The sequence below is a fragment of the Streptococcus sp. HMSC070B10 genome (assembly GCF_001808665.1).
GTDB lineage: Bacteria > Bacillota > Bacilli > Lactobacillales > Streptococcaceae > Streptococcus.
Window position 1 is genome coordinate 22,859 of record NZ_KV794182.1, and the last position, 24,660, is coordinate 47,518.

A 24,660-nucleotide genomic window follows, 5' to 3' on the forward strand; every position below is an offset into this window, starting at 1 on the left:
GGGTCCCTTGAGTACTGATTGGTGCTGTGTAGGCTGGTTGCACTGGTTGAACTAGAGCCTCGCCCTCATGACCTGACTCTTGGGTCCCTTGAGTACTGATTGGTGCTGTGTAGGCCGGTTGCACTGGTTGAACTAGAGCCTCGCCTTTATGGCCTGACTCTTGTGTACCTTGGGTGCTAACGGGTTCTGTATAAGTCGGTTGAACGGGTTGAACTAGGGCTGCACCCTCATGACCCGGCTCTTGGCCCCCCTTTGCTTGCACTACAGTTTCTTTGTTTTTTTGTAGTTGAGGCTCTATAGGAGAAGGTGTTCCTCCTTGTTGTTCCTCTATCGTTGAGCTATCTACATTTTCTAAGTTAGACTTGCTGTCATGCGCCTTCTGTTTATCTGATTGCTTAACAACGTCTACTTTATTTTTCACATATCCTATGTATGTATAACCAGGAATATCAACCGGAGCTGGCAAAGCATCTCCTGCCTGAACAGATAGTTGAGTGTTGTAGGCAGCTAGTGTTTCGCTAGTCAAGGCAAGGACAGTTGGAGACAGCAACTGACTGCCTAGAGCGCTTACTAACAAGAATCGACTAATCTTGCTCTTGCCATCACGTCCCTTAAGAACTACTACAATCAATAAACTAAGGCCTGCCACCAAGGCAACAGTCCCTAATGAAGAGCTGGTCCCCGTATTGGGCAATACTTGATTGGCTCGATAAACCAGATAGTAAGTCGCATCAGATTCTTCCGCTACTTGTGGTAGGGATGTAACTAAGAGAGTCTTCTCTTCATCAGTCAAATCCGACTCTAAAACATAAGTATAATTAACGGCATGAGATTCTTGGGCAGATACAGTCTGTAGGCCAGTTCCCATCAAAAAGAAACACGCAACTGCTACAGATACAAGGCCAACTGCCAATTTTCTCAATGAGAAATTCTGTCTTTTTTCTCCACTAGTTTTGAAATTCATATTCCCCTCTTTTTACATTTTTAAATTAGTATATTAATTTATAGTGAAATATACAACTCTTCCCATTATACATCAACTTTTTAAAAGATTCTAGGGATAGATATGCAAATAAGGGAATAATAAAAGGCATTCCTAAAATTAGATACCTAACTTCTGGAATACCTATCATATTTCTAAATTTTTATTTCACAACAAGCTCATAGCGTGTCTTGCTTGTAAAGGTTTGACCTGCTTTGAGAATAACTTGGTCTTTGAGGTCGCTGTGAATGGCATCTGGTAAAGCCTGCGCTTCAAGGGCAATCCCATTGTGCTGTACCATTGGCTGACCTCCTATGATGACACTTTCATCCACAAAGTTTGCTGTGTAGACTACAAAGCAAGGAGCTTCTGTCTTGAAAAGCAGGAAGCGACCTGAATTTTGGTCATAAAGGAAACCAGCATTGTCATGACCTGCAGGAAGGGCAAATGGGTGATCCAAACCAGATACTAGCTGGATTTGTTCGTCTTCTTCTGCAAAGATATCCTTCAACAAGACACCATTATAAATGTGTTTCACTACATCACGATTGGCATCTGGAGTTTTGGCAGGAACACCATCGGGAGCGATTGGATAAATGCCCTCTGTGTTTAGTTGGAAGACATGACGGTCAATCGTCTTTGTGAAATCACCAGACAAGTTGAAGTAGCTGTGATTGGTTGGATTAACCAGCGTATCCTGATCTGTCGTTACCTTGTAGCTGATTTCATAGGCACCAGTTTCTTCCAAGTGATAACTGATCCAAATCTTGAGATTTCCAGGAAATCCTCCTGTCCCATCTGTACGCTCTATGTAGAGGGTCAAACCATGGTCGCTCACTTCAACTAGTTCAAACAAGCTAGAATCCCAACCAGTTGAACCACTATGGTTACAGTTGCTAGCATTGTTGACTTCAAGGTCATAGTTCTTGCCATTAAGCTCAAAGGTCGCACCTGCAATACGTCCTGCCACAGGACCTACGCTAGCTCCATGCTTGGGACTATTGCCTACATAGCTATCAAAATCATCAAAACCCAAGATAACATTGGCAAAATTTCCAGCCTTGTCAGGTGTGACATAGCGTAAGATGGTCGCACCATAAGTCATAACCTCAAGCTGGTAGCCACCGTCTGTCTCAAAGCGATAGGCCAAGACATCCTTGCCCTCAACATTTCCAAATACACGCTCTGTGTATGCTTTCATTCTGTTCTCCTTTTACTATTTCTCTCAATCAAACAAACCATAGAAAGCGAATTGACAATCTATGGTTTACTTGTATGATTTACAAACCCCTTTATCAAGAATCTATAAACGCAGTATTACTTTTGATATTCGTGGATGATAACACCTTGTACCACACGGTTTACTGTACCTGTAGGAGACGGTGTATCTGGTTTATTTTCTACCTTGAGTGAAGTCAATAGGGCAAAGAGTTGGGCATAAACAATGTAAGGGAAGACACGGTAAATATCATTCAAGACACCGCCACAACCAAGGGCCACTTCTTTGACATTTTCAAGTCCAAAGGCTTGATCACTCAAAAGCACAACACGACGAGCAATCTGGTCACCAGCAACTTCACGAACCAAGTCCAAGTCGTACTTACGAGTGTAGTCTGTCGTTGTACCAAAGACCAAGACAACTGTATCTTCGTTGATCAGTGATTTTGGACCGTGACGGAAGCCGACTGGGCTTTCATACATAGTCGCCACCTGGCCAGCTGTCAATTCCAAAATCTTGAGCTGAGCTTCATGAGCAAGACCAAAGAAAGGACCAGCGCCTAGATAGATGACACGGTTAAAGTCTAGGTCAACAAGTTCTTTGACATCTTCTGCATTGTCTAGAATTTTACGGGCAAGGCTAGACACAACTTCAAAACGTTCAGACTTAAGAGCAAATTCTGTAGGATCAAAGACCAAGAGAGCTGTTAACATCATAGAGGTAAAGCTAGAAGTCATGGCAAAGCCAGCATCATTAGAAGCAGCTGGTTGCAAGAGCAAGAGATTGCGTTCATCTCCATGAGCTTGAAGAGCCAATTTACCATCTGCTGCACAAGTAATCGTCACTTGATAAAGCTCATCCACCAAGGCTTTGGCCAAATCAACAGTCGCCACACTTTCAGGCGAGTTCCCACTACGAGCAAAAGATACAAGGACAGTTGCCACATCTTTTTTCAAATAGGTTTCTGGATTGGCAACGATATCAGTTGTCGCAATAGCATTGAAATTCCATTTGCGTTCGTCATAGGCTTCCTTAAAGTATGGTACCAAGGTATCTCCCACATAAGCAGAAGTCCCAGCACCTGTCAAGATAACCTTGATATAGTCATGTTTATCAGCAATCCCTTGTAGGAAGGCTGCAATTTCTTCACGTTTTGCTTGATAAGATTCAAAAGCTTCTTTCCATACATCAGGCTGTTGGTAGATTTCACGTGTAGTGATTTCTGCACCCAATTCGAGCAAGTCTTCTTTTGTATAATGTAGCATTGATTTCCTCTTTTTCTATTAAATATGGGAATGGGAGTAAGCCCCATTCCCATGTATATTCTATATAAAATGCTCTAACGATTTTCACGATATCACATCTTATTGAATCGAGTTCCAACTAAAATCTTTGGGAAAAAGACCGATTATCGTCGGAGCATCGCTCCATCCTCTTATCGCCTATTTTCCCTGTGATTTTCACGTTGTCACATCTTATTCATCTTCGTCATCATCGAAGCCCGCTAACAGGTCATTGACTTTCACAATACTTTCTGCAGCACGGCTCTTATAGTCTGCATCTGCGCCTGTAAGGCTCGCATTGATAAATTCAATCACCATTGGAAGATTCATCCCTGCGTAAAGTTCGATGTCACGACCTTCCATGATCAAACGGCTGACCACGTTACATGGTGTTCCACCGAGAAGATCCGCAAAGACTAGGAAATCATCCAAACCTTCAATAGCTGCTTCAAATTTTGCAGTAAATTCTTCTGGGCCATCTTCTGGAAGAAGAGCTACAGCATGAATATTTTCTTGTGGACCCATAATCATTTCTGTGCTACCTTTAAGTTCTTCACAGAAGCGACCATGACTCACCAAAATTAATGATTTAACCATAAATTATGCGCCCATTCCAAGTAAGAATTTACCGATGAATGAAAGACCTAATGCAAGAGCAATGATGATACCAATTGCTTTTGTAGAGTTCATACCTTTCTTACCAAGCAACCAGAAGATAAAGGCAGTAAAGATTGCTGGAAGCAAGCGTGGGAAGATTGAGTTCAAGATGTCTTGGAAGTCAATCATCTTTTCACCGATTGGCAATTTATAAGAAACTTCAAAGTTGATCATTGTTGCTACAAGAGCACCCATCATGAAGACACCAAGTACAGATGCAGCGTCAATCAAAGCTGTCAAAGTACTTTGCATGTTGTTGATAAGGTTAACCCCTTCTTTGTAGGCAAATTCTAACTGTTTCCAACGGAAGATATCATAAACAAATGCAACTGCAATCCAAAGGAAGATTCCCCATGGTTGGCCAGCGATAGCCATAGTTGCTGCGATAGATCCCATGATAGCAGGTACAAGTGAACCAAAGATCGTATCTCCAAGAGGAGCGAATGGTCCCATCAAACCTGTCTTGATACCGTTAACGGCATCTTTTGAACCTACACCATCTTTTTCTTCCATGGCAAGGTCAAAACCAGCGATAATTGTGTGGAAGAATGGTGAAGTATTGAAGAATTGAGTATGAACTTTCATCATTTCTTTCAATTCAGGAGTTCCATCCCCATACATTTTACGCAATTGAGGCAAGATCATGTAAAGGTAACCAGAAGCTTGCATACGTTCGTAGTTCCAACCTAATTGGAAAGTAAACAAGCTACGTTTGTTGATTTGATTAAAATCTTCTTTTGTAAGTTTGTAATTAGAATTCGTCATCTTCGATTTCCCCACTTTCTGATGGTGTAGAAGGTGCTGCTACAGCTACTTTTTGGCTATTTTTGAAGTGAAGCACTGCAAGGAAGATACCCACGATAGAGATACCAATCATAGACAAACCTTTAAAGTTGTTGACAAAAGCAATTTTTTCAGCCACATCTTTAGGTAGAGTACCTACGATACCAGCAACAGCGCCACCAAGACTTGTTACGTTTGAGTAAAGTACAGTCAACATAGCTGTCAAACCAAATCCCATAGCAAGGTAGTGAAGGTTACGTTTAACTGGAAGGTAACGAAGCAAGATCGCAAATCCAAGACCTGGAAGCATACGTCCTGCAAGTGTCAAGCCATCTGCAACCCATTGGTATTGTTTAACCAAGTCTACTACTCCTTGAACAAAGGCACCACCAAAGGCAAGAGCAAAGAAGACTGGAAGGGCACGAGATAAAGCCCAAGGAATCGCACCAAGCAAGTAGTTGCGTTCAATACCTTTATAGTCAAAGCGTTCGATCGCAGCATCCACACGGTGAGCGAAGAAAGTAGTTGTCATACGTCCAAGAACGTCGAAGTATGTCAAAAGTGCTGCTACTGGCACAGCGATTGTTGTAATCGCAAGTGCGGTATCGATACCTTGTGAAACAGAGAAAGCTGTCGCAAGAACCGCACCAGAAGTTGCGTCGATACGAGAAGCACCACCGAAGGTACCAACCCCAAGAACGAACAATTGCAAGTTACCACCGATAAGTAGACCAGTAGTCACATCTCCCATAATCAAACCGGTAATGAAACCAGCAAATACAGGGGAACCTGCAGATGAAACGATTGTCAACTCATCACAGATTTGATAAGCTGAGTACAAAGTGAGAAGTAAAATTTGCCACCATTGTATCATAACAATGACCTCCTAAAAATTTTTTCCTATTTTAATAAGCTCAAAAAGTCTGAAATTGGATCATTTGGAACCATTTGAGCAGTAAGTTTGACACCTTTTTCTGCCAGTTTGTGGAAGTCTTCCACATCCTTGTCCACTACGTTGATAGAACGTGTGATGGCGCGAGTTTCTGGTGTTTGAGACATATTCCCAACATTAAGGGTTTCAAGTGGTACACCTGCTTCTACCAAACCAAGGAAACGGTCTGGTTTACGAGCAACGATAAAGAGACGTTGGCTATCGTATTTACCAGCAAGAATATTGGCTGCCGCTTTTTCAATTGGCAAAATACTCAATTTCACACCTGGTGGTGTCGCAAGTTTCAAACCACTCTTTTCAACGTCGTTGTTGACAACTTCGTCATCTACAACCATAATACGTGAAACATTTAGTTTTCCAGCCCATAGATTGGCTACTTGTCCGTGGATCAAACGTCCATCGATACGGCATCCTACAATTGTCATAAGTTTTCCCCCTTTATGTGTTTTAGTGTAGGTTTACGAGTTAAATAAATCTCTTCTTTATATTCACCTTCTGTTTCAAAGATAATGATGCGGTTGGCACCTTCCTTGAGATAGCTATGAGGGATATAAAGTGAGAGGGTTGGGCCGACGTTCCAAAAACGTCCTAGATTCTGCCCATTGACAAAGGCAACTCCCTTACCAAACTCAGACAAGTCTAGGTAAGTATCTTTTGGCTCTTGGACTGTAAAGTCATAAGCGTAAAAGGCTGGTTGTCCTTCTGCCCATCCTTTTGAAAAATCAATTTTCTCAGGATTATCTAGAGGAAGTGGATAGTGTTTCCAGTTTAGTAAGAAGTGCAAATCCTTACAAACCCCTGTCCGAATCCCCTTACGTTGCGTATCTGCTAAGAACTTGTGTCCATAGTTGACACGCCCCATATTTTCTACCAAGATATCCAATCTAGATAGCGCTTTCTTTTCACCTTGATAAAAAATATCTTCCCCAATCTCTGTCTGATATTGGGTTTCGACCCACTGACCATCGACATAAAGCTGAGCCCTATCTCGACCGTCAATGATACGAAGTCTTTCTTCTTCTGCATCCCAACTTGTTTCTGTTCGATAGAGTAGGTAGCCATAACTTTGTCCCAACTCCTCCATCTTTTTAGGATAGAGACTTTCTACAGGACTTGACAAGCTATCCAAGGTTTCAAACAAGGAAACTTTTTCAACTAGTGGAATAGCATCCAACTCCATACTCTCTTTGTAGAGTGGTTCTAACTGCGGATACTCTGGGAAATGTGTTGCCATCATCTTCTTGACTGCCAGATATTTGGCAGTTGGATTTCCTTCTTCATCCAGAAGGGCATCGTAATCATAAGATGTAACTTGTGGCAGGTCCAGAGTTCCTCGAGCCGAGCAACCATTCATGAATCCAAAGTTTGTACCACCGTGGAACATGTAAAGGTTGATAGAGCCTTGCTCCAATACCTCTCGAACAGCTTCTGCCAATTCTTTGGGATCCCGTGTGATAATCGGTTCTTTCCAACGATTAAACCAGCCATCCCAGAACTCCATACACATGAGCGGCCATTTCTTACCATGCTCATCAAAGAATTCCTGCATCTGTGAAAAGTTGTACGGTGCCTTAGAACCAAAGTTACCTGTTACAAAGAGGTCCTCTTCGATTAAGGTTCCAGCTTTCAGAGTAGCTCGCCATGGACCATCTGATGTAAAGAGGGGACAGGTTACGCCACGCTCTTCCATCAACTGTCGAATGGCTCTCAGATAAGCCTTATCTTCTCCATAAGAACCATACTCATTTTCAACCTGCATCATGAGGATGTTGCCACCATTGTCCAACAAATGTGGAACCAACCGTGACAAGAGCTGGTCATAATAGCGACCGACAGCTTCGATATAAGCAGGATCTGATGAACGAATTCTCATATCCTTGGTCAAGAGCCAAGCTGGTAAGCCACCAAATTCCCACTCTGCACAGATGAAGGGTGACGGACGAACAATCGCATAGAGACCTAAATCTTGTGCTGTCTGAAGAAATCGCTCCAAATCCAGAGCCCCTTCAAAGTGAAACTCACCCTCACGAGGCTCGTGTAAATTCCAGGCCACATAAGTCTCTACTGTATTAAAACCAAGAGCCTTCAAGTTATAGAGCGAATGATACCAATCTTCTGGAGGAACCCTAAAATAATGAATGGCGCCAGATAAAATCTTAAATGATTTTCCATCGAGATAAAAATCATCTCGTATCTCAAATCGTGTCATGTTCTTACCTTCTGACAATTAAAGTTTACGCTTTCATTTGTTGATATAGTAAATATATCTCAATATCTTGCATTTGTCAATAGGTTTTCACGATTTTTTTCATTTTTCACTAAATTTTACACTAAAAACTTATAAAAATCTTGTAATCTATAGTCATAACAACATTTTGGCACCATGTATAAAAATGTAGGTTTTTCTATTTATTCCTATGTAAATTAACCTTATAGCCTATTATTCTAATTTTTTTATTCAAAAGGCTACTATTCTTTCCAGTTTTATGGTAAAATCTTTAACGGAGAAGGAAAATCGAGGTGAAAATATGGCAATTCCAAAGTATCAATATATTAAAGATGAATTAAAGAACAAAATCATTTCTGGTCAATTTGCCAGTGGAGATAAATTCTACACTGAAGCTGAATTGATTGCAATGTATGATGTAAGTTCTATCACAGTTGTTCGTGCCTTAAACGACCTTGCCAAGGATGGCTATATTGTCCGCCAACAAGGAAAGGGTACATTCGTTTCACGCGCACGCAAACACAAACTCGTAGAGTTTTCAGATGTAGAAGTTTTTGAAACTAAAGATGATAAAGTTACCGTCCTTTCTATTGAGCGTGGAAACAAACTAAGCTACTTAGAAAAACTCGGACTACGCGGAGATCAGTTCTACTACAAGATTGAACGCGTACGCGAAACAGGTGGTGTTGTCTACATCTACCATACATCTTACATTCCAGAACAATACATCAACGCAAATTATCCAAATCTTGAATATTATAGCTCCATCTATAACCGTTTCAAATTGGATTACCACATTCACATGAATGATGAACATTTTGAAGAAATCAATGAAATAGCATTTCCAACTCCAGAACATGCGGCTTCGGTCCTCGGAGTCGATGAACAATTCCCAACCGTTTTACAAACCAAGACTACTAAACTAGAGTCTACTGGTCAAGTTCTCGCATACAGCGAAACATATAAACGAGCGGATTACTACAAAATTAAATTCATTTCATGTGACCGTGATCACTAAGAAGAAAGCCTGAGCCTAAGCGCTTGGGCTTTTTCTATACTTATTATACCACATCAAAAAGGTAGCGCTTACCTATTTTTGGAAGATTCTATAATTTGTGGAATATTTTATAGAAATAGAACCAAAAAGATTCTACTAGATATATATATGTATCTTTTCCGACCAATCTGAAATCTTAAGTTTAAATTTTATATTTTTTTATACTTATTATAGTTTTTTGTCATCTCCTCTTGACTCTCGTTAATATAAGAAATAAAATAAAGGTGTTGATTTATGTAAACGCTATCAATATAACAATGCAATCAGGAGGTTTTGCAATGAAACATGAAAAACAACAGCGTTTTTCTATTCGTAAATACGCTGTAGGAGCAGCTTCTGTTCTAATTGGATTCGCCTTCCAAGCACAGACTGTTACAGCCGATGGAGTTACTCCTACTACTACAGAAAACCAACCGACCATCCATACGGTTTCTGATTCCCCTCAATCATCCGAAAATCGGACTGAGGAAACACCTAAAGCAGAGCTTCAACCAGAAGCTCCAAAAACTGTAGAAACAGAAATTCCAGCTACTGATAAGGTAGCTAGTCGTCCAAAAACAGAAGAAAAACCACAAGAGGAAGTTAGTTCAACTCCTAGTGATAAAGCAGAAGTGGTAACGCCAACTTCTGCTGAAAAAGAAACTGCTAATAAAAAGGCAGAAGAAACTAGCCCTAAGAAAGAGGCTGATTCTAAAGAGTCAAATACAGACAAGACTGACAAGGATAAACCAGCTGAAAAAGATGAAGCGAAAGCAGAGGCTGACAAACCGGCAACAGAGGCAGGAAAGGAACGTGCTGCAACTGTAAATGAAAAACTAGCGAAAAAGAAAATTGTTTCTATTGATGCTGGACGTAAATATTTCTCACCAGAACAACTCAAGGAAATCATTGACAAAGCGAAACATTATGGCTACACTGATTTACACCTATTAGTCGGAAATGATGGACTCCGCTTCATGTTGGACGATATGAGCATCACAGCTAACGGCAAGACCTATGCCAGTGATGATGTCAAGCGTGCCATTGAAAAAGGTACAAATGATTATTACAACGATCCAAACGGCAATCACTTAACAGAAAGTCAAATGACAGATCTGATTAACTATGCCAAAGATAAAGGCATCGGTCTCATTCCGACAGTAAATAGTCCTGGTCACATGGATGCGATTCTCAATGCCATGAAAGAATTGGGAATCCAAAACCCTAACTTTAACTATTTTGGGAAGGAATCAGCTCGTACCGTAGACCTTGACAACGAACAAGCGGTCGCTTTTACAAAAGCCCTTATCGACAAGTATGCTGCTTATTTCGCGAAAAAGACTGAAATCTTCAACATCGGACTGGATGAATATGCCAATGATGCAACAAACGCTAAAGGTTGGAGCGTTCTTCAAGCTGATAAATACTATCCAAACGAAGGCTACCCTGTAAAAGGCTATGAAAAATTTATTGCCTACGCCAATGACCTCGCTCGTATTGTAAAATCGCACGGTCTAAAACCAATGGCCTTCAATGATGGTATTTACTACAATAGTGATACTAGCTTCGGAACTTTTGACAAAGATATCATCGTTTCAATGTGGACTGGTGGTTGGGGAGGTTACGACGTCGCTTCTTCTAAACTTCTAGTAGAAAAAGGTCACCAAATCCTAAACACTAACGATGCTTGGTACTATGTTCTTGGACGAAATGCAGATGGCCAAGGCTGGTACAATCTCGATCAGGGGCTCAATGGTATTAAAAACACACCAATCACTTCTGTACCAAAAACAGAAGGAGCTGATATCCCAATCATCGGTGGTATGGTAGCTGCTTGGGCTGACACTCCATCTGCACGTTATTCACCATCACGCCTCTTCAAACTCATGCGTCAATTCGCAAATTCTAACGCTGAATACTTCGCAGCTGATTATGAGTCTGCAGAAAAAGCACTTAACGAGGTACCAAAAGACCTTAACCGTTATACTGCAGAAAGCGTCGCAACAGTTAATGAGGCTGCAAAAGCCATCCGTTCACTTGATAGCAACCTCAGTCGCGCCCAACAAGATACGATTGACCAAGCAATTGCAAAACTTCAAGAAGCAGTCAGCAATTTGACCTTCACACCAGAAGCTCAAAAAGAAGAAGATGCTAAACGTGAGGTTGAAAAACTTGCTAAAAACAAGGTAATTTCAATCGATGCTGGACGCAAATACTTTACTCTTGACCAACTCAAACGCATCGTAGATAAGGCCAGTGAGCTCGGATATTCTGACGTCCATCTCCTTCTAGGAAATGACGGACTTCGATTCTTACTCGATGATATGACCATCACTGCCAACGGAAAAACCTATGCAAGTGATGATGTCAAAAATGCCATCATCCAAGGAACAAAAGCTTACTACGATGATCCAAACGGAACTGCACTTACACAGGCAGAAGTGACAGAACTAATTGAATACGCTAAATCTAAGGGCATCGGTCTCATCCCAGCTATTAACAGTCCAGGTCACATGGATGCTATGCTGGTTGCCATGGAAAAATTGGGTATTAAAAATCCTCAAGCCAACTTTGACAAGGTCTCCAAAACAACCATGGACCTTGAAAACGAAGAGGCCATGAACTTTGTCAAAGCACTTATTGGCAAGTACATGGACTTCTTTGCAGGCAAGACTAAGATCTTTAACTATGGTACAGACGAATATGCCAATGATGCCACCAACGCGCAAGGCTGGTATTATCTAAAATACTACAATCTCTATGGCAAGTTTGCTGAGTACTCTAACACCCTTGCTGCCATGGCCAAAGAAAGAGGTCTTCAACCAATGGCCTTCAACGATGGCTTCTACTATGAAGACAAGGACGATGTTCAGTTTGATAAGGATGTCATCATCTCTTACTGGTCTAAAGGATGGTGGGGTTACAACCTTGCAACTCCTCAGTACCTGGCAAGTAAAGGATACAAACTCCTCAACACCAATGGAGACTGGTATTATGTTCTAGGCAATCATAAACCAGACGAAGCTTATCCACTATCAAAAGCTGTTGAAAATTCTGGTAAAGTTCCATTCAATCAACTTGCTTCTACTAAGTATCCCGAAGTAGACCTTCCAACAGTCGGCAGTATGCTTGCTATCTGGGCAGACAAGCCAAGTGCAGAGTACAAGGAAGAAGAAATCTTTGAACTCATGACTGCCTTTGCAGACCACAACAAAGACTACTTCCGTGCTAATTATAATGCTCTCCGCGAAGAATTAGCTAAAATTCCTACAAACTTAGACGGATATAGTAAAGAAAGTCTTGAGGCCCTTGACGCAGCTAAAACAGCTCTAAATTACAACCTCAACCGTAATAAACAAGCTGAGCTTGACACACTTGTAGCCAAACTAAAAGCTGCTCGCTTAGGCCTCAAACCAGCTGCAACTCACTCAGGAAGCCTGGATGAAAATGAAGTGGCTGCCAATGTTGAAACCAGTCCAGAGCTCATCACAAGAACTGAAGAAATTCCATTTGAAGTTATCAAGAAAGAAAATCCTAACCTCCCAGCTGGTCAGGAAAATATTATCACAGCAGGAGTCAAAGGTGAACGAACTCATTACATCTCTGTACTCACTGAAAATGGAAAAACAACAGAAACAGTCCTTGATAGCCAGGTAACCAAAGAAGCTGTGAACCAAGTGGTTGAAGTCGGTACTCCTGTAACTCACAAGGGTGATGAAAGTGGTCTTGCACCAACTACTGAGGTAAAACCTAAACTATATGTCCAAGAGGAAGAGATTCCTTTCACTACCGTAACACGTGAAAATCCACTCTTACTCAAAGGACAAACGCAAGTCATTACTAAAGGTGTCAACGGGCGCCGTACAAATTTCTACTCTGTGAGCACTCTTGATGGCAAGGAAGTGAAAACACTTGTAGATAGTCTTGTAAGCAAAGAAGCAATTACTCAAATTGTTGAAGTCGGAACTATGGTAACACATGTAGGCGATGAACATGATCTTGCTCCAGTTGCAGAAACAAAACCTAGACTGGATATCCAAGAAGAAGAAATTCCATTTACCACTGTTACTCGTGAAAATCCACTCTTGCTCAAAGGAAAAACACAAGTCATTACTAAAGGTGTCAACGGTCGCCGTACAAACTTCTACTCTGTGAGCACTTCTGCCGATGGTAAAGAAGTGAAAACACTTGTAAATAGTGTCGTAGCACAGGAAGCTGTTACTCAAATAGTCGAAGTCGGAACTATGGTAACACATGTAGGCGATGAAAACGGACAAGCCGCTATTGCTGAAGAAAAACCAAAACTAGAAATCCCAGGCCAACCAGCTCCATCAACTGCTCCTGCTGAGGAAAGCAAAGCTCTTCCTCAAGGTCCAGCTCCTGTGGCAACAGAGAAAAAACTTCCTGAAACAGGAAGTCACGATTCTGCAGGACTAGTAGTCGCAGGACTCATGGCCTCACTAGCAGCCTATGGACTCACTAAAAGAAAAGAAGACTAAGTCTTTTCGATAAAAAATAAACAGCGAGATTGAAGCTCGCTGTTTATTTTTTTAATTAATCACCCAGTCCTAGACGTTCAAAGATATCATCCACTCGTTTGGTGTAGTATACAGGGTTGAAGATTTCATCGATTTCTTCTTGTGTGAGACGTGATGTTACTTCTGGATCTGCCTCAAGAAGTGGTTTGAAGTCCACTTGATTGTCCCAAGAGTAGGCTGTTTTTGGTTGCACCAAGTCATAGGCTTGCTCACGGGTCATTCCTTTTTCAATCAAGGTCAACATAGCGCGTTGGCTGAAAATCAAACCAAATGTAGAGTTCATGTTGCGGATCATGTTTTCTGGGAAGACAGTCAAGTTCTTAACGATGTTTCCAAAACGGTTGAGCATGTAGTCAATCAAAATAGTCGTATCTGGTGTGATGATACGCTCAGCTGATGAGTGGGAGATATCACGTTCATGCCAGAGAGCGACATTTTCATAGGCTGTAATCATATGACCACGGATAACACGCGCCAGACCAGTCATGTTCTCAGAACCGATAGGGTTGCGTTTGTGAGGCATTGCTGAAGAACCTTTTTGTCCTTTGGCAAAGAACTCTTCCACTTCACGTTGTTCAGATTTTTGCAGACCACGGATTTCAGTAGCCATACGCTCAATTGAAGTCGCGATACTAGCAAGAACTGCAAAGTACTCAGCGTGAAGGTCACGAGGAAGCACCTGTGTAGAGATTTCTTGAGCACGGATACCTAATTTGTCGCAGACGTATTTTTCAACGAATGGTGGGATGTTGGCAAAGTTCCCAACCGCACCAGAAATTTTACCAGCTTCCACACCAGCAGCCGCATGCTCGAAACGCTCGATATTACGCTTCATTTCGCTGTACCAAGTGGCCAATTTAAGACCAAAAGTTGTCGGTTCAGCGTGCACACCATGGGTACGCCCCATCATGATGGTGAACTTGTGCTCTTTAGCCTTGTCAGCGATGATGTTGGTGAAGTTTTCAAGGTCACGACGGATGATGTCATTGGCCTGCTTGTAGAGGTAACCGTAGGCAGTATCCACCACGTCGGTAGAAGTCAAACCATAGTGGACCCACTTACGCTCTTCACCAAGCGTCTCAGAAACCGCACGCGTGAAGGCAACCACATCGTGACGAGTCTCCTGCTCAATCTCCAAAATACGGTCGATGTCAAAGTCCGCTTTCTCACGAATCAAAGCCACATCTTCCTTAGGGATTTCCCCCAACTCAGCCCATGCCTCGTCAGCCAAGATTTCCACCTCAAGCCAAGCACGGTATTTATTTTCTTCACTCCAAATGTTCGCCATCTCAGGGCGAGAGTAACGGTTAATCATGTTGTTAATTTTTCCTTTCTTTTGATGTTTCACATCAGTTAGCAACCAGCAATCACTTTATTCAAATTCTCCAATTCTTTTTAGCGTTAATTCATGAAGTAAAACATTTAATCATAAACTTCCTATCGCAACCTCAAAAAACGATCTAATTATCATCGTCATCAGAATTGAAATTATCTTCAATAAATTTCTTCGCAATTTCATCCTTAAAGTTGTTATTTAGCCAACTTTCTCCATTCCTTTTTAAAATTCTTTGACAAATTAGTAATACGAACATAAAACATAACAAAGAGCCTAAAGAAATATACAATCTGATTTCTATACTTTGTTCTTGAAAAAAGTACACACTAATAGCCCAAGAAACAACAATAAAACTTATAAATAATTGAAATAATTTAAATTTATTAAGAATTTCTGGCTTTATATCCTCATCAGAGACCTTCACTTTTAAATTGATCAAAATGGCAATATTTTTAGGATCAATTATCCATGTAATGATTACTGTAATTAAACCAATAATAGTAAATGAAGTTTTATCAATATGATAAAAAATAAAAAATGCTAACAGTGGTATTATTATAAAAATGATTTTAAATAAAATACGAATGATTTTATCAAAAAATTTTAAATCTATAGTTTTGTATTTCTCAGGAATAAATGAATTTAGCAGATTTGATATTGCTAATATTTGAATTATAGGTGCCCCTAATTTTGAACTACTTTCAAAGAGAGCACTCATCCTCTGATAATTGTTACTATACTTATAAATCATAGCTAAAAATTCATTTGGTTGGATACTATCTGGAAGAAACATTGTCATTGTAAGCGTTAAGCTCAAAAATATCATGCCAAACCAAAAAATTGTTCCAAGCAAAAATGCTAAAATTAAATATAATAAGATTGTCCCCAGTAAAAAACGTTTTTCTCTAATAAACTTAATAAATGTTTGTACAAAGTAAATGAGTAAGGCACAATTTATTATACACATCAATAACGACACAATTAAAGTCGTAAGTGGTAAATAACTAAAAATTAAGGTAATGATTGCGTAAATCAAACTATTTACCAAAAAAGGTAATAAATATAATAACGCGTATATTATTCCTATTATATGCTCAGAGTCTATAGTTCTACTTTTAAAAAAATTATTAATTCTATCTAATAATATTTTGAAAGATTTTATTACTTTTTCTACAAGTGCCAAACCCTTTTTCTCCTTACTTTAAAATTCAACCACACTATCCGGCACATCACTAAACAAAGTCACATGCCCCATCTTGCGGCTGTGCTTTGCTTCTATTTTACCATACATGTGGAGGTGGGCGCTTGGATTTTCTGTGACATATTTTTCAGCGGCCTCGACATGCTGTCCGAGGACGTTGAGCATGACTGCAGGCGCATGCAATTTGATAGATGGCAATGGTGCTCCGAGAACACCCAAGATATGGGTATCAAACTGTGAAAAGTCGCAGGCTTCAATAGAGTAATGACCTGAGTTGTGTGGACGTGGCGCAATTTCATTGACAATGATGTCGTCAGCAGTCGCAAACATTTCCACGCAGAGAGTTCCAGACAAGTTTAGTTGTTCTGCAATTCGCACTGCCATGACTTTAGCTTTTTCAGCTAGACTATCAGAAATGCGAGCTGGCACGATGGTCTTAGACAAGATATTGTTGCGGTGGATATTTTCCTGAACTGGGAATGCCGTCACATCCTTGCCATTTCCTGACACGATGACAGAAATTTCAAGGTCAAAGTTGACAAATTCTTCTAAAACGCAGTCTGCTGAGTCAGCTAGGGCATAGGCTTCTTCCAAATCTGCTTCTGAGCGAATAACCTTTTGACCATGGCCATCGTAACCACCAGTCGCAGTCTTGAGGACATAGTTTTTCGATAGGTCCATATTTGCCAAATCTTGGCTTGAGGTCACAACCTTGTAAGGTGCCACAGTGACTTGAGCCTTGTTTGAGAGAAAGTCCTTTTCAAAAATGCGATTTTGAGAAATACGGAGCAGGTCTGTCCCTTGAGGGAGTTGTCCATCCTTGATGACAGCATCCAAACCGTCGGCATCGACATTTTCAAACTCATAGGTGAGGACATCGCAACGCTCAGCCAACTGACGCAGAGCATCCACGTCATTATAAGGCGCCACAATGATTTCCGCTACGCGAGAGGCTGGGCAATCAGCCGCAGGATCCAGCGCGATAACCTTGTGCCCCATGTAGATAGCAGAAATGGCCATCATCTGACCCAGCTGGCCGCCACCTATAATTCCGATTGTTTTAGATGAGCTCATTTGTAGACTCCTCTGCGATTTTTCCTTGCTCCTCTGCGAAATCTGCCAATGCTGTCGTGATAGACTGATCCTCTACTGATAGGAGACGAAGGGCAAAGAGGGCAGCGTTGGTCGCACCAGCTTCACCGATAGCCATTGTCGCAACAGGCACACCGCCCGGCATCTGAACGATGGAATAGAGTGAATCCACGCCACTAAGGGCACGTGATTTGACGGGCACCCCAATGACTGGAAGGGTTGTTTTAGCTGCGACCATACCTGGCAAATGGGCTGCGCCTCCAGCACCCGCTATGATGACCTTGATACCACGGCTACGTGCTTCTTCGGCATGCTTGAACATGAAATCAGGTGTGCGATGGGCAGAGACCACCTTCTTTTCGTAAGCAACGCCGAAGCGGTCTAAGACTTCTGCTGTTTTTTGCATGGTTGCCCAGTCGGATTTGGAGCCCATGATGATGGAAATAATTGGTTTAGTCATAATTTTTCCTTTTTTCTTCTTTTTTGATAATGGTCTTAGGTGGTGGGGACGGAAGCAAACCTTCGGTTTCATTCCTAAACTTTGAGCCTAGGGTCTCAAAGTTTCCCTAGACCAGAACAGATACTGTTCTGGGTCTTTTCACCACGGCGACCATTATCTTACTTTGGCTCGCTTTCGCTCGCCATGACAAATTTAGTAACTGTTAATCTTTTATAGCCTTGCTTCCGATATCTGTTCGGTAAAAGAGTCCTTCTGTGTTTTGTTGGGCGAGTTCACTGTAAATAATGTTTTGTCCGTCTTTAACGGTGTCTGCTGTGGTGACGAGCATATAGACACGTCCGCCGTTTGAAAGAAGGTCTTGCTCATTTTCAGCGAATTTCGCACCTGCATAGTAGGTTATGATGTCGCCTTCTGTCTTGGTTGGCAATTCAACACCCTTTTCATATTCTAGCGGGTAACCGTTGGATGCGACAACCACACCCAGAGTCACACCCTTGTCCGTCCAGGTAATGCTTGGCTCCTTGCCATCCAGAATATCTGTGATATTTTGGGCAAAATCAGAGGTTAATCGAGGTAGAATAATCTGAGTTTCAGGATCTCCAAAGCGAGCATTAAACTCGATAACCTTAGGTCCATCCGCTGTCAAGATAAGCCCCGCATAAAGAACACCCAGATAAGGACGACCTTCCTTAATCATCCCCTCTAGGACTGGCTTGAAAATGGTGTCAACCGCTGTTTCAACTACACTCTGTGGCAAGTGAGGAACTGGTGCATAGGCACCCATCCCACCAGTGTTAGGGCCCTTGTCCCCGTCGTAGGCACGTTTGTGATCCTGAGCCGTTGGCATGATGTAGAACTTGTCACCATTGACAAAAGCAAAGAGTGAAAATTCCTCACCTTCAAGAAACTCCTCGATAACCACACGCGCACCTGAATCACCGAATTTATTGTCCAATAGCATCTCATGAGCTGCTTCGACTGCTTGCTCGACTGTCTCAGCAACGACAACACCCTTCCCAAGTGCCAAACCATCTGCCTTAACTACGATTGGAGCCCCCTTCTTTTCGATATAGGCCTTAGCTTCCTCAAAGTCAGAAAATGTGCCATAGGCTGCTGTCGGAACGCCATATTTGACCATGATTTCCTTGGCAAAATCCTTGGACCACTCCAACTCCGCTGCCAATCTTGTCGGACCAAAAGCCTTGAGCCCAGCTTTATTAAAATCATCCACAATCCCAGCCGCAAGGGCGTCATCTGGACCAATGAAGGACCAAGCAATATCGTTGGCTTTTGCAAACTCAATCAATTTAGAATGTTCGGAAATAGAAATATCCACCAATTCCAACCCATCCAGAGTCATCCCGTCATTTCCAGGAGCCACAAATACTTTTTCAACGTCTTTTGACTCAAGCAACTTCTTAGCAATCGCATGTTCACGACCACCCGAACCGACAACTAACAGCTTCATCTTTCAACCTCTTTTGCGAATTATTTACTAACATTATACCACAAACGTTCGTTTTAATCTTCTTTCACTTAGCATTTTAAGACAAAAAAGGAAAGAAACTGTTTTCTTCCCTTTCATCTTCTTAATGTCTAAAATGTCTCACGCCTGTGAAGACCATAGTCAAGCCGTATTTGTCAGCTGCTTCGATAGACTCTTGGTCACGGACTGAGCCTCCAGGCTGGATGATAGCCTTGATTCCTGCTTTGGCGATTTCTTCCACGTTATCCGCAAATGGGAAGAAGGCATCAGAAGCAAGCACAGCGCCGTCAAGACGATCTTTGGCTTGGTCGCTGGCAATACGAACGGAGGCCACACGGTTGGTTTGACCTGGGCCAACACCAAGTGTCATGTGGTCGTTGGTCACGATAATACCATTTGATTTGACGTACTTGATAGCCTTCCATGCAAACTCAAGGGCAGTCGCCTCTGTCTCCGTTGGTTGGCGTTTGGTAACCACTTGCCAGTCAGCTGGACTTTCTTTCACCACATCTTGGTTTTGGACGAGGAGTCCACCAACCACGCCTGTGTACTCTGCTTCCACTTCACTAGCCTCTTGAGCATCAAATGGCAAGGCAAGGATGCGCAAGTTTTTCTTTTTGTTGGTCAAAATGGCTAGCGCTTCATCCGTATAGCTTGGTGCAATGATAATCTCGAGGAAAACACCATGCATCTTCTCAGCTGTCGCAGCATCCACCTCACGGTTGAGAACGACAATACCACCGAAAATTGAGACTGGGTCAGACTCATAAGCATAGTCCCAAGCAGTTTCGATATCATCAGCTTGACCGATGCCACATGGATTCATGTGTTTGAGGGCCACAACGGTTGGACGGTCTTTGAAATCACGAATAATACGGATAGCCGCATCCGCATCACGGATATTGTTAAAGGACAATTCCTTACCGTTGAGCTGTTTGGCTGATGCAATTGAGTAGTCCGTCGGCAAAGCTTTTTGGTAGAAGTCCGCATCCTGCTGAGGATTTTCCCCATAGCGCATAGCTTGCTTGAGGTCATAGGTCAAAGTGAGCTTTTCAGGCTTGCTTTCTCCGACTTGAGCTGTGAAGTATTCTGCAATCAAGGCATCATAAGCTGCTGTATGACGGAAAACCTTAGCCGCCAAACGTTGGCGAGTTTCATAACTTGTTTCACCTTTTGCTGACAATTCGTCAAGAACAACAGCATAATCAGCAGGGTCTACCACAACTGTCACGCTGGCGTGGTTTTTAGCCGCTGAACGAAGCATAGATGGCCCACCTATATCGATATTCTCCACTGCATCTGCATACGTCACATCTGGTTTGAGGATCGTTTCCTTGAATGGGTAAAGGTTGACTACAACAAGGTCTATCAATTCGATCTTATTGTCCTTAGCAGCCTCTAGATGGCTATCAAGATCACGACGAGCGAGGAGCCCCCCATGGATATTTGGGTGAAGGGTCTTGACACGGCCATCCATCATTTCTGGGAAACCAGTCACATCGTCAATAGCAATAGTCTCCACCCCAGCATTGTCAAGGGCAACTTTGGTACCACCTGTTGAGATGATATCCCAGCTAAGTTTTTTGAGTTCTTGGGCAAATTCAACAATGCCCGCTTTGTCTGAGATGCTGATTAAGGCTTTTTTCGTCATTCTATTCCTCTTTCTTTAGGTTCAAGCGCATAGCGACTTCGTTATTTTCTTCTATAAATCCTGTTTCCTGAAAACCCAAACTAGTCAGCAGGTACTTCATTTTTTCATTTCCAACTACATAATCTGCGATAATATGATTGCAAGTGCTATCCATCTGAGCTTTTTTGATCAGAACTTCCAAAGCTTTTCGTCCATAACCTCTTCCTTGGTACTGCTGGCCAATCATTATCCGCCAGATAAAGTATTCCGCTTCATCCTCGTCTATTTCCAGAAGGAGAAAGCCAACCACTTGCTTATCCCAATAGATTGCCATCGGAAACACATCCCCATTCTCTCGGTAGAGCCATGCGTCAGCTAAAGAACGTACATTTGGAGCCACGAAACGTGCTCGTTCATCAGCTTCAGATATTTTCAAATCCAGCACTGCCTGAAAACTGCTCTCATCTACTAATTTCAACTCAATCATTTTTTCTCCTAGCAATATTGCACAATCAAAACTTGATCTACTTCTTACCTTCTCTCCACTCCCAAACGATCCAAGACCTCTGGATAGAGCTTGTACTCCGCCTCATGAATGCGAGTTTCAAAACTGTCAATGGTATCATCAGCCAGCCTTGGCACACGCACTTGTTTGATGACCTTGCCTGTATCCACACCAGAGTCCACCCAGTGAATGGTAACACCACTCTCAACAACGCCAGCATTCCAAGCATCTTCAATCCCATGAGCTCCTGGAAATTCTGGCAGATAGGCTGGATGAATGTTGATAATCCTGCCTTCATAAGCCGCCAATAAGGTTGGCCCAACGATTTTCATGTAGCCGGCGAGGCAAACTAAGTCAATCTGGTGTTCTTCCAAGAGTTCGACAAGGGCTGCTTCGTAGTCTGCCTTGCTCTCAAACTCCTTGAGTTCAAAAGCATAGGACAGAATGCCGAGCTGCTCTGCACGCTCAAGCACATAGGCGTCACGATGGTCTGAAAAGACAAACTCCACTGGAAATTCTTCAGCAATCACCTGAAAATTTGAGCCATTACCAGAGGCAAAAACCGCTATTTTTTTCATTTGATGATGACACTTTCGTTTTCTTTCTTGATGATACGACCAATTTCATAGACTGGTTCATCCAACAATTCCTTGACACGACTTACATTTTCAGGGCTAACTGCAAACATAAGTCCCACACCCATATTGAAGATTTCAAACATTTCTTCGTGTTTGATCTGACCATATTTTTCAAGGGCTTTGAAAATCGGAAGCACTGGTACTTTGTCTTCTTCAATTTCCGCAGCTAGGTCATCTGCAAACATACGAGGGACATTTTCGATAAAGCCTCCACCAGTGATGTGGGCAATACCGTTGACCAACCCTTCCTTGATGAGGGGCAAGATAGCCTTGACATAGATACGAGTCGGCTCAAGAAGAACTTCTTTGAGTTTCTTGCCCTCCAATTCTGGCAAGACTTCCTCACCTGTATAGTCCGCAAAGACACGACGAACGAGTGAGTAACCATTTGAGTGAATACCACTTGAAGCAAGTCCGAGAAGAACATCACCTTCTGCTACTTTTGAACCGTCAATAATTTGAGATTTTTCAGCCACACCGACCGCAAAACCAGCCAAGTCATAGTCATCTTCGCCGTACATGCCAGGCATTTCAGCTGTTTCCCCACCAATGAGGGCAGCACCTGCCTGCACACAGCCTTCTGCCACACCAGCAACCACTTGTTCTAGTTTAGCTGGTTCATTCTTGCCAGTTGCCACATAGTCGAGGAAATAGAGGGGCTCCGCACCTGCAGCAATGATGTCGTTGACACACATAGCCACACAGTCCTGACCGATAGTATCGTGCTTGTCGTACTTGATAGCCAGCATGAGCTTGGTTCCGACACCGTCAGTCCCTGAAATCAAAACCGGCTCTTTGACACCTGTTTTTGAAAGGTCAAACATGCCACCAAAGCCACCCAGAGCTCCCATAACACCTGCACGCTCCGTACGAGCCACGTGCTTTTTAATCCGTTCAACAACTTCATAACCCGCTTCAACATCCACACCAGATTGAGCGTACGCATTTTTTGTCATTTTTTAATCCTTTTCTTTTTTTGAGAAAGACTGCGACGTATTTTTAGATAAACAATTATTTTATCTAAAAATACTAGTCAGGGCTCTAGCTTTGATCCTATAGGACAAAGCGTCTACTGACAAATGCTTAAGCCTTTAGTCAGTAGTGAGACGTGAGGCATAAGCATTTTTTGTCATTTATTTATTCCTTTTCTTTAATGGAGGATTTATTGTCTATTTGTAAAAACTGGTCTTTTCTTCCAAACTGCGACGATAGTCATCTTCATAGTCATAGAGAGGTGTTGGGTAGTCACCGTCAAAGTAAGCAACACAGAGACCACCATTTGGTGCATCTGTTTCAATCCCAATCGACTCAATCAAACCTTCAACAGAAAGATAAGTCAGACTGTCCGCACCAATGATTTGGCGAGTTTCTTCGACCGTATGATTAGCCGCAATCAGCTCCTGACGGGTCTGGATATCAATCCCGTAGAAGCATGGATAAGCTAGCGCTGGACTACCAATGGCAACGTGAACCTCAGTCGCACCCGCTTCTTTCAAGAGCTGAACGATCCGACGAGAGGTTGTTCCACGTACAATAGAGTCATCAATCATAACCACACGCTTGCCTTTTACAACGCCTGAAACAGCAGAGAGTTTCATCCGCACCCCTTGCTCCCGCAATTCTTGAGTCGGTTGGATAAAGGTACGTTGGGTGTATTGGTTCTTGATGAGGCCCATTTCATTTGGTAGCCCGGATTCTTCTGCAAATCCCATGGCTGCGCTGAGGGAGGAATTGGGCACACCGACCACGATATCCGCCTCATGCTTGAATTCACGCGCCAATTGAGCACCCATACGTTTACGTGCCGTATGGACATTGACACCATGAATGTTAGAATCAGGGCGAGCAAAATAGATATACTCCATAGAACAGATTGCTAACTGGGTATCGTCTGTATAGCTGTCATACTGGATGCCCTTGTCATCAATAATCACAATCTCACCTGGTTTCAAATCACGAATCCACTCGGCACCAATAACCTCAAAAGCACAGGTTTCAGATGAAACCACCACCGCTCCGTTGGCCATTTTCCCGATAGAAAGCGGACGGAAGCCATTAGGATCAAGAGCTGCAATCAACTTATCCTCAAACAGCAAGATATAGGCAAAACCACCTTTGACAAGGCTGAGCGCTTCCTTGATTTTGCCCATCAGGCTAGGATTATGACTGCGACGAATGAGGTGAGCCAAGATTTCCGAGTCCGAAGTCGCGCTGAAAATCGCGCCTCTTTGTTCCAGTTCTTTCTTGAGAGAGGCTGCATTGGTCAGATTCCCATTATGAGCCAAGCCAAACTGCATATCGTGAAAACGGAAGAGGAAGGGCTGGATGTTATCTACAGAAGCTTCGCCAGCAGTCGCATAACGCACATGCCCAATCGCACCGGTTCCTGTCAATTTATCTAAGTTAGCAGGATTTCTGAAGACTTCTGATAGAAGACCCATATCACGATGCCGCTTTAGTTTCCCTTGGTCATTGGAGAGGATTCCTGCCCCCTCCTGACCACGGTGCTGAAGACTGTGGAGACCAAAATAGGTCAATTTAGCAGCATCTGGATGTCCCCATATGCCGAAAACACCACATTCTTCATTAAGAGATTTTACTTCGTATGTCATTTTTTATACCTAATTTTCATTTG

Annotated in this window: 20 protein-coding genes; 2 read left to right on the forward strand and 18 right to left on the reverse strand. The window is 42.4% G+C overall.

Annotated elements, in window-relative coordinates:
- The 8 genes from HMPREF2613_RS05685 to HMPREF2613_RS05720 all read right to left on the reverse strand — a co-directional run.
- The coding region (locus HMPREF2613_RS05685; RefSeq protein WP_148129940.1) for a YSIRK-type signal peptide-containing protein at window positions 1-964 on the reverse strand (964 nt) is incomplete at its 3' end.
- 181 nt (window positions 965-1,145) lie between these two features.
- Window positions 1,146-2,183 carry an aldose epimerase family protein gene (locus HMPREF2613_RS05690; RefSeq protein WP_070479618.1) on the reverse strand — a complete coding sequence of 346 codons (1,038 nt, stop codon included), beginning with the start codon at window positions 2,181-2,183 and terminating at the stop codon, window positions 1,146-1,148.
- 116 nt (window positions 2,184-2,299) lie between these two features.
- On the reverse strand, window positions 2,300-3,466 hold the full coding sequence (locus tag HMPREF2613_RS05695; RefSeq protein WP_070479621.1) for an SIS domain-containing protein: 1,167 nt from the start codon (window positions 3,464-3,466) through the stop codon (window positions 2,300-2,302).
- A gap of 210 nt (window positions 3,467-3,676) precedes the next feature.
- On the reverse strand, window positions 3,677-4,081 hold the full coding sequence (locus HMPREF2613_RS05700) for a PTS sugar transporter subunit IIA (RefSeq protein ID WP_083279232.1): 405 nt from the start codon (window positions 4,079-4,081) through the stop codon (window positions 3,677-3,679).
- Between the two features lie 3 nt (window positions 4,082-4,084).
- Window positions 4,085-4,906, reverse strand: coding sequence for a PTS system mannose/fructose/sorbose family transporter subunit IID (locus HMPREF2613_RS05705; protein WP_070479623.1), 822 nt, complete (start codon window positions 4,904-4,906; stop codon window positions 4,085-4,087).
- Window positions 4,893-5,798 (reverse strand): PTS mannose/fructose/sorbose/N-acetylgalactosamine transporter subunit IIC, encoded by a 906-nt coding sequence (locus HMPREF2613_RS05710; protein ID WP_070479625.1) that lies wholly within the window; start codon window positions 5,796-5,798, stop codon window positions 4,893-4,895. The genes HMPREF2613_RS05705 and HMPREF2613_RS05710 overlap by 14 nt, the downstream gene beginning before the upstream one ends.
- A 26-nt stretch (window positions 5,799-5,824) precedes the next feature.
- Window positions 5,825-6,301: a PTS sugar transporter subunit IIB gene (locus HMPREF2613_RS05715; RefSeq protein ID WP_000156970.1), complete on the reverse strand. Its 477-nt coding sequence runs from the start codon at window positions 6,299-6,301 to the stop codon at window positions 5,825-5,827.
- A complete protein-coding gene (locus HMPREF2613_RS05720; protein WP_070479628.1) occupies window positions 6,298-8,085 on the reverse strand; it encodes a glycoside hydrolase family 35 protein in 1,788 nt (595 codons plus the stop codon). Before HMPREF2613_RS05720 ends, HMPREF2613_RS05715 begins: the two co-directional genes overlap by 4 nt.
- A gap of 319 nt (window positions 8,086-8,404) precedes the next feature.
- On the opposite strand from HMPREF2613_RS05720, the gene HMPREF2613_RS05725 reads away from it, so the two are divergent.
- On the forward strand, window positions 8,405-9,121 hold the full coding sequence (locus HMPREF2613_RS05725; RefSeq protein ID WP_031237756.1) for a GntR family transcriptional regulator: 717 nt from the start codon (window positions 8,405-8,407) through the stop codon (window positions 9,119-9,121).
- 317 nt (window positions 9,122-9,438) lie between these two features.
- Window positions 9,439-13,638: an LPXTG-anchored beta-N-acetylhexosaminidase StrH gene (gene strH, locus HMPREF2613_RS05730; protein ID WP_070479630.1), complete on the forward strand. Its 4,200-nt coding sequence runs from the start codon at window positions 9,439-9,441 to the stop codon at window positions 13,636-13,638.
- Between the two features lie 55 nt (window positions 13,639-13,693).
- Here the strand turns inward: strH and purB are convergent, their stop codons facing one another.
- The 10 genes from purB to purF all read right to left on the reverse strand — a co-directional run bounded on the left by purB (window position 13,694) and on the right by purF (window position 24,637).
- Window positions 13,694-14,992, reverse strand: coding sequence for an adenylosuccinate lyase (purB, locus tag HMPREF2613_RS05735; protein ID WP_020903313.1), 1,299 nt, complete (start codon window positions 14,990-14,992; stop codon window positions 13,694-13,696).
- Window positions 14,993-15,137: 145 nt separating this feature from the next.
- Window positions 15,138-16,196: a beta-carotene 15,15'-monooxygenase gene (locus HMPREF2613_RS05740; protein WP_070479632.1), complete on the reverse strand. Its 1,059-nt coding sequence runs from the start codon at window positions 16,194-16,196 to the stop codon at window positions 15,138-15,140.
- Between the two features lie 18 nt (window positions 16,197-16,214).
- A complete protein-coding gene (purK, locus tag HMPREF2613_RS05745) occupies window positions 16,215-17,288 on the reverse strand; it encodes a 5-(carboxyamino)imidazole ribonucleotide synthase (protein ID WP_070479634.1) in 1,074 nt (357 codons plus the stop codon).
- The gene (gene purE, locus HMPREF2613_RS05750; protein WP_070479636.1) at window positions 17,275-17,766 is read right to left on the reverse strand and encodes a 5-(carboxyamino)imidazole ribonucleotide mutase; all 492 of its coding nucleotides are present in this window, start codon (window positions 17,764-17,766) and stop codon (window positions 17,275-17,277) included. The genes purK and purE overlap by 14 nt, the downstream gene beginning before the upstream one ends.
- A 202-nt stretch (window positions 17,767-17,968) precedes the next feature.
- Complete coding sequence (gene purD / locus HMPREF2613_RS05755) at window positions 17,969-19,234, reverse strand: phosphoribosylamine--glycine ligase (RefSeq protein WP_070479639.1); 1,266 nt, start codon at window positions 19,232-19,234, stop codon at window positions 17,969-17,971.
- A 121-nt stretch (window positions 19,235-19,355) separates the two neighbouring features.
- Window positions 19,356-20,903, reverse strand: coding sequence for a bifunctional phosphoribosylaminoimidazolecarboxamide formyltransferase/IMP cyclohydrolase (gene purH / locus HMPREF2613_RS05760; protein ID WP_070479641.1), 1,548 nt, complete (start codon window positions 20,901-20,903; stop codon window positions 19,356-19,358).
- Window position 20,904: 1 nt separating this feature from the next.
- Complete coding sequence (locus HMPREF2613_RS05765; RefSeq protein WP_070479643.1) at window positions 20,905-21,369, reverse strand: GNAT family N-acetyltransferase; 465 nt, start codon at window positions 21,367-21,369, stop codon at window positions 20,905-20,907.
- 44 nt (window positions 21,370-21,413) lie between these two features.
- Window positions 21,414-21,965: a phosphoribosylglycinamide formyltransferase gene (gene purN / locus HMPREF2613_RS05770; protein ID WP_070479646.1), complete on the reverse strand. Its 552-nt coding sequence runs from the start codon at window positions 21,963-21,965 to the stop codon at window positions 21,414-21,416.
- The gene (purM, locus tag HMPREF2613_RS05775) at window positions 21,962-22,981 is read right to left on the reverse strand and encodes a phosphoribosylformylglycinamidine cyclo-ligase (RefSeq protein ID WP_070479648.1); all 1,020 of its coding nucleotides are present in this window, start codon (window positions 22,979-22,981) and stop codon (window positions 21,962-21,964) included. Before purM ends, purN begins: the two co-directional genes overlap by 4 nt.
- A 213-nt stretch (window positions 22,982-23,194) precedes the next feature.
- Window positions 23,195-24,637, reverse strand: a complete 1,443-nt coding sequence (gene purF, locus HMPREF2613_RS05780; protein ID WP_070479650.1) for an amidophosphoribosyltransferase — start codon at window positions 24,635-24,637, stop codon at window positions 23,195-23,197.
- Window positions 24,638-24,660: the final 23 nt, after the last annotated feature.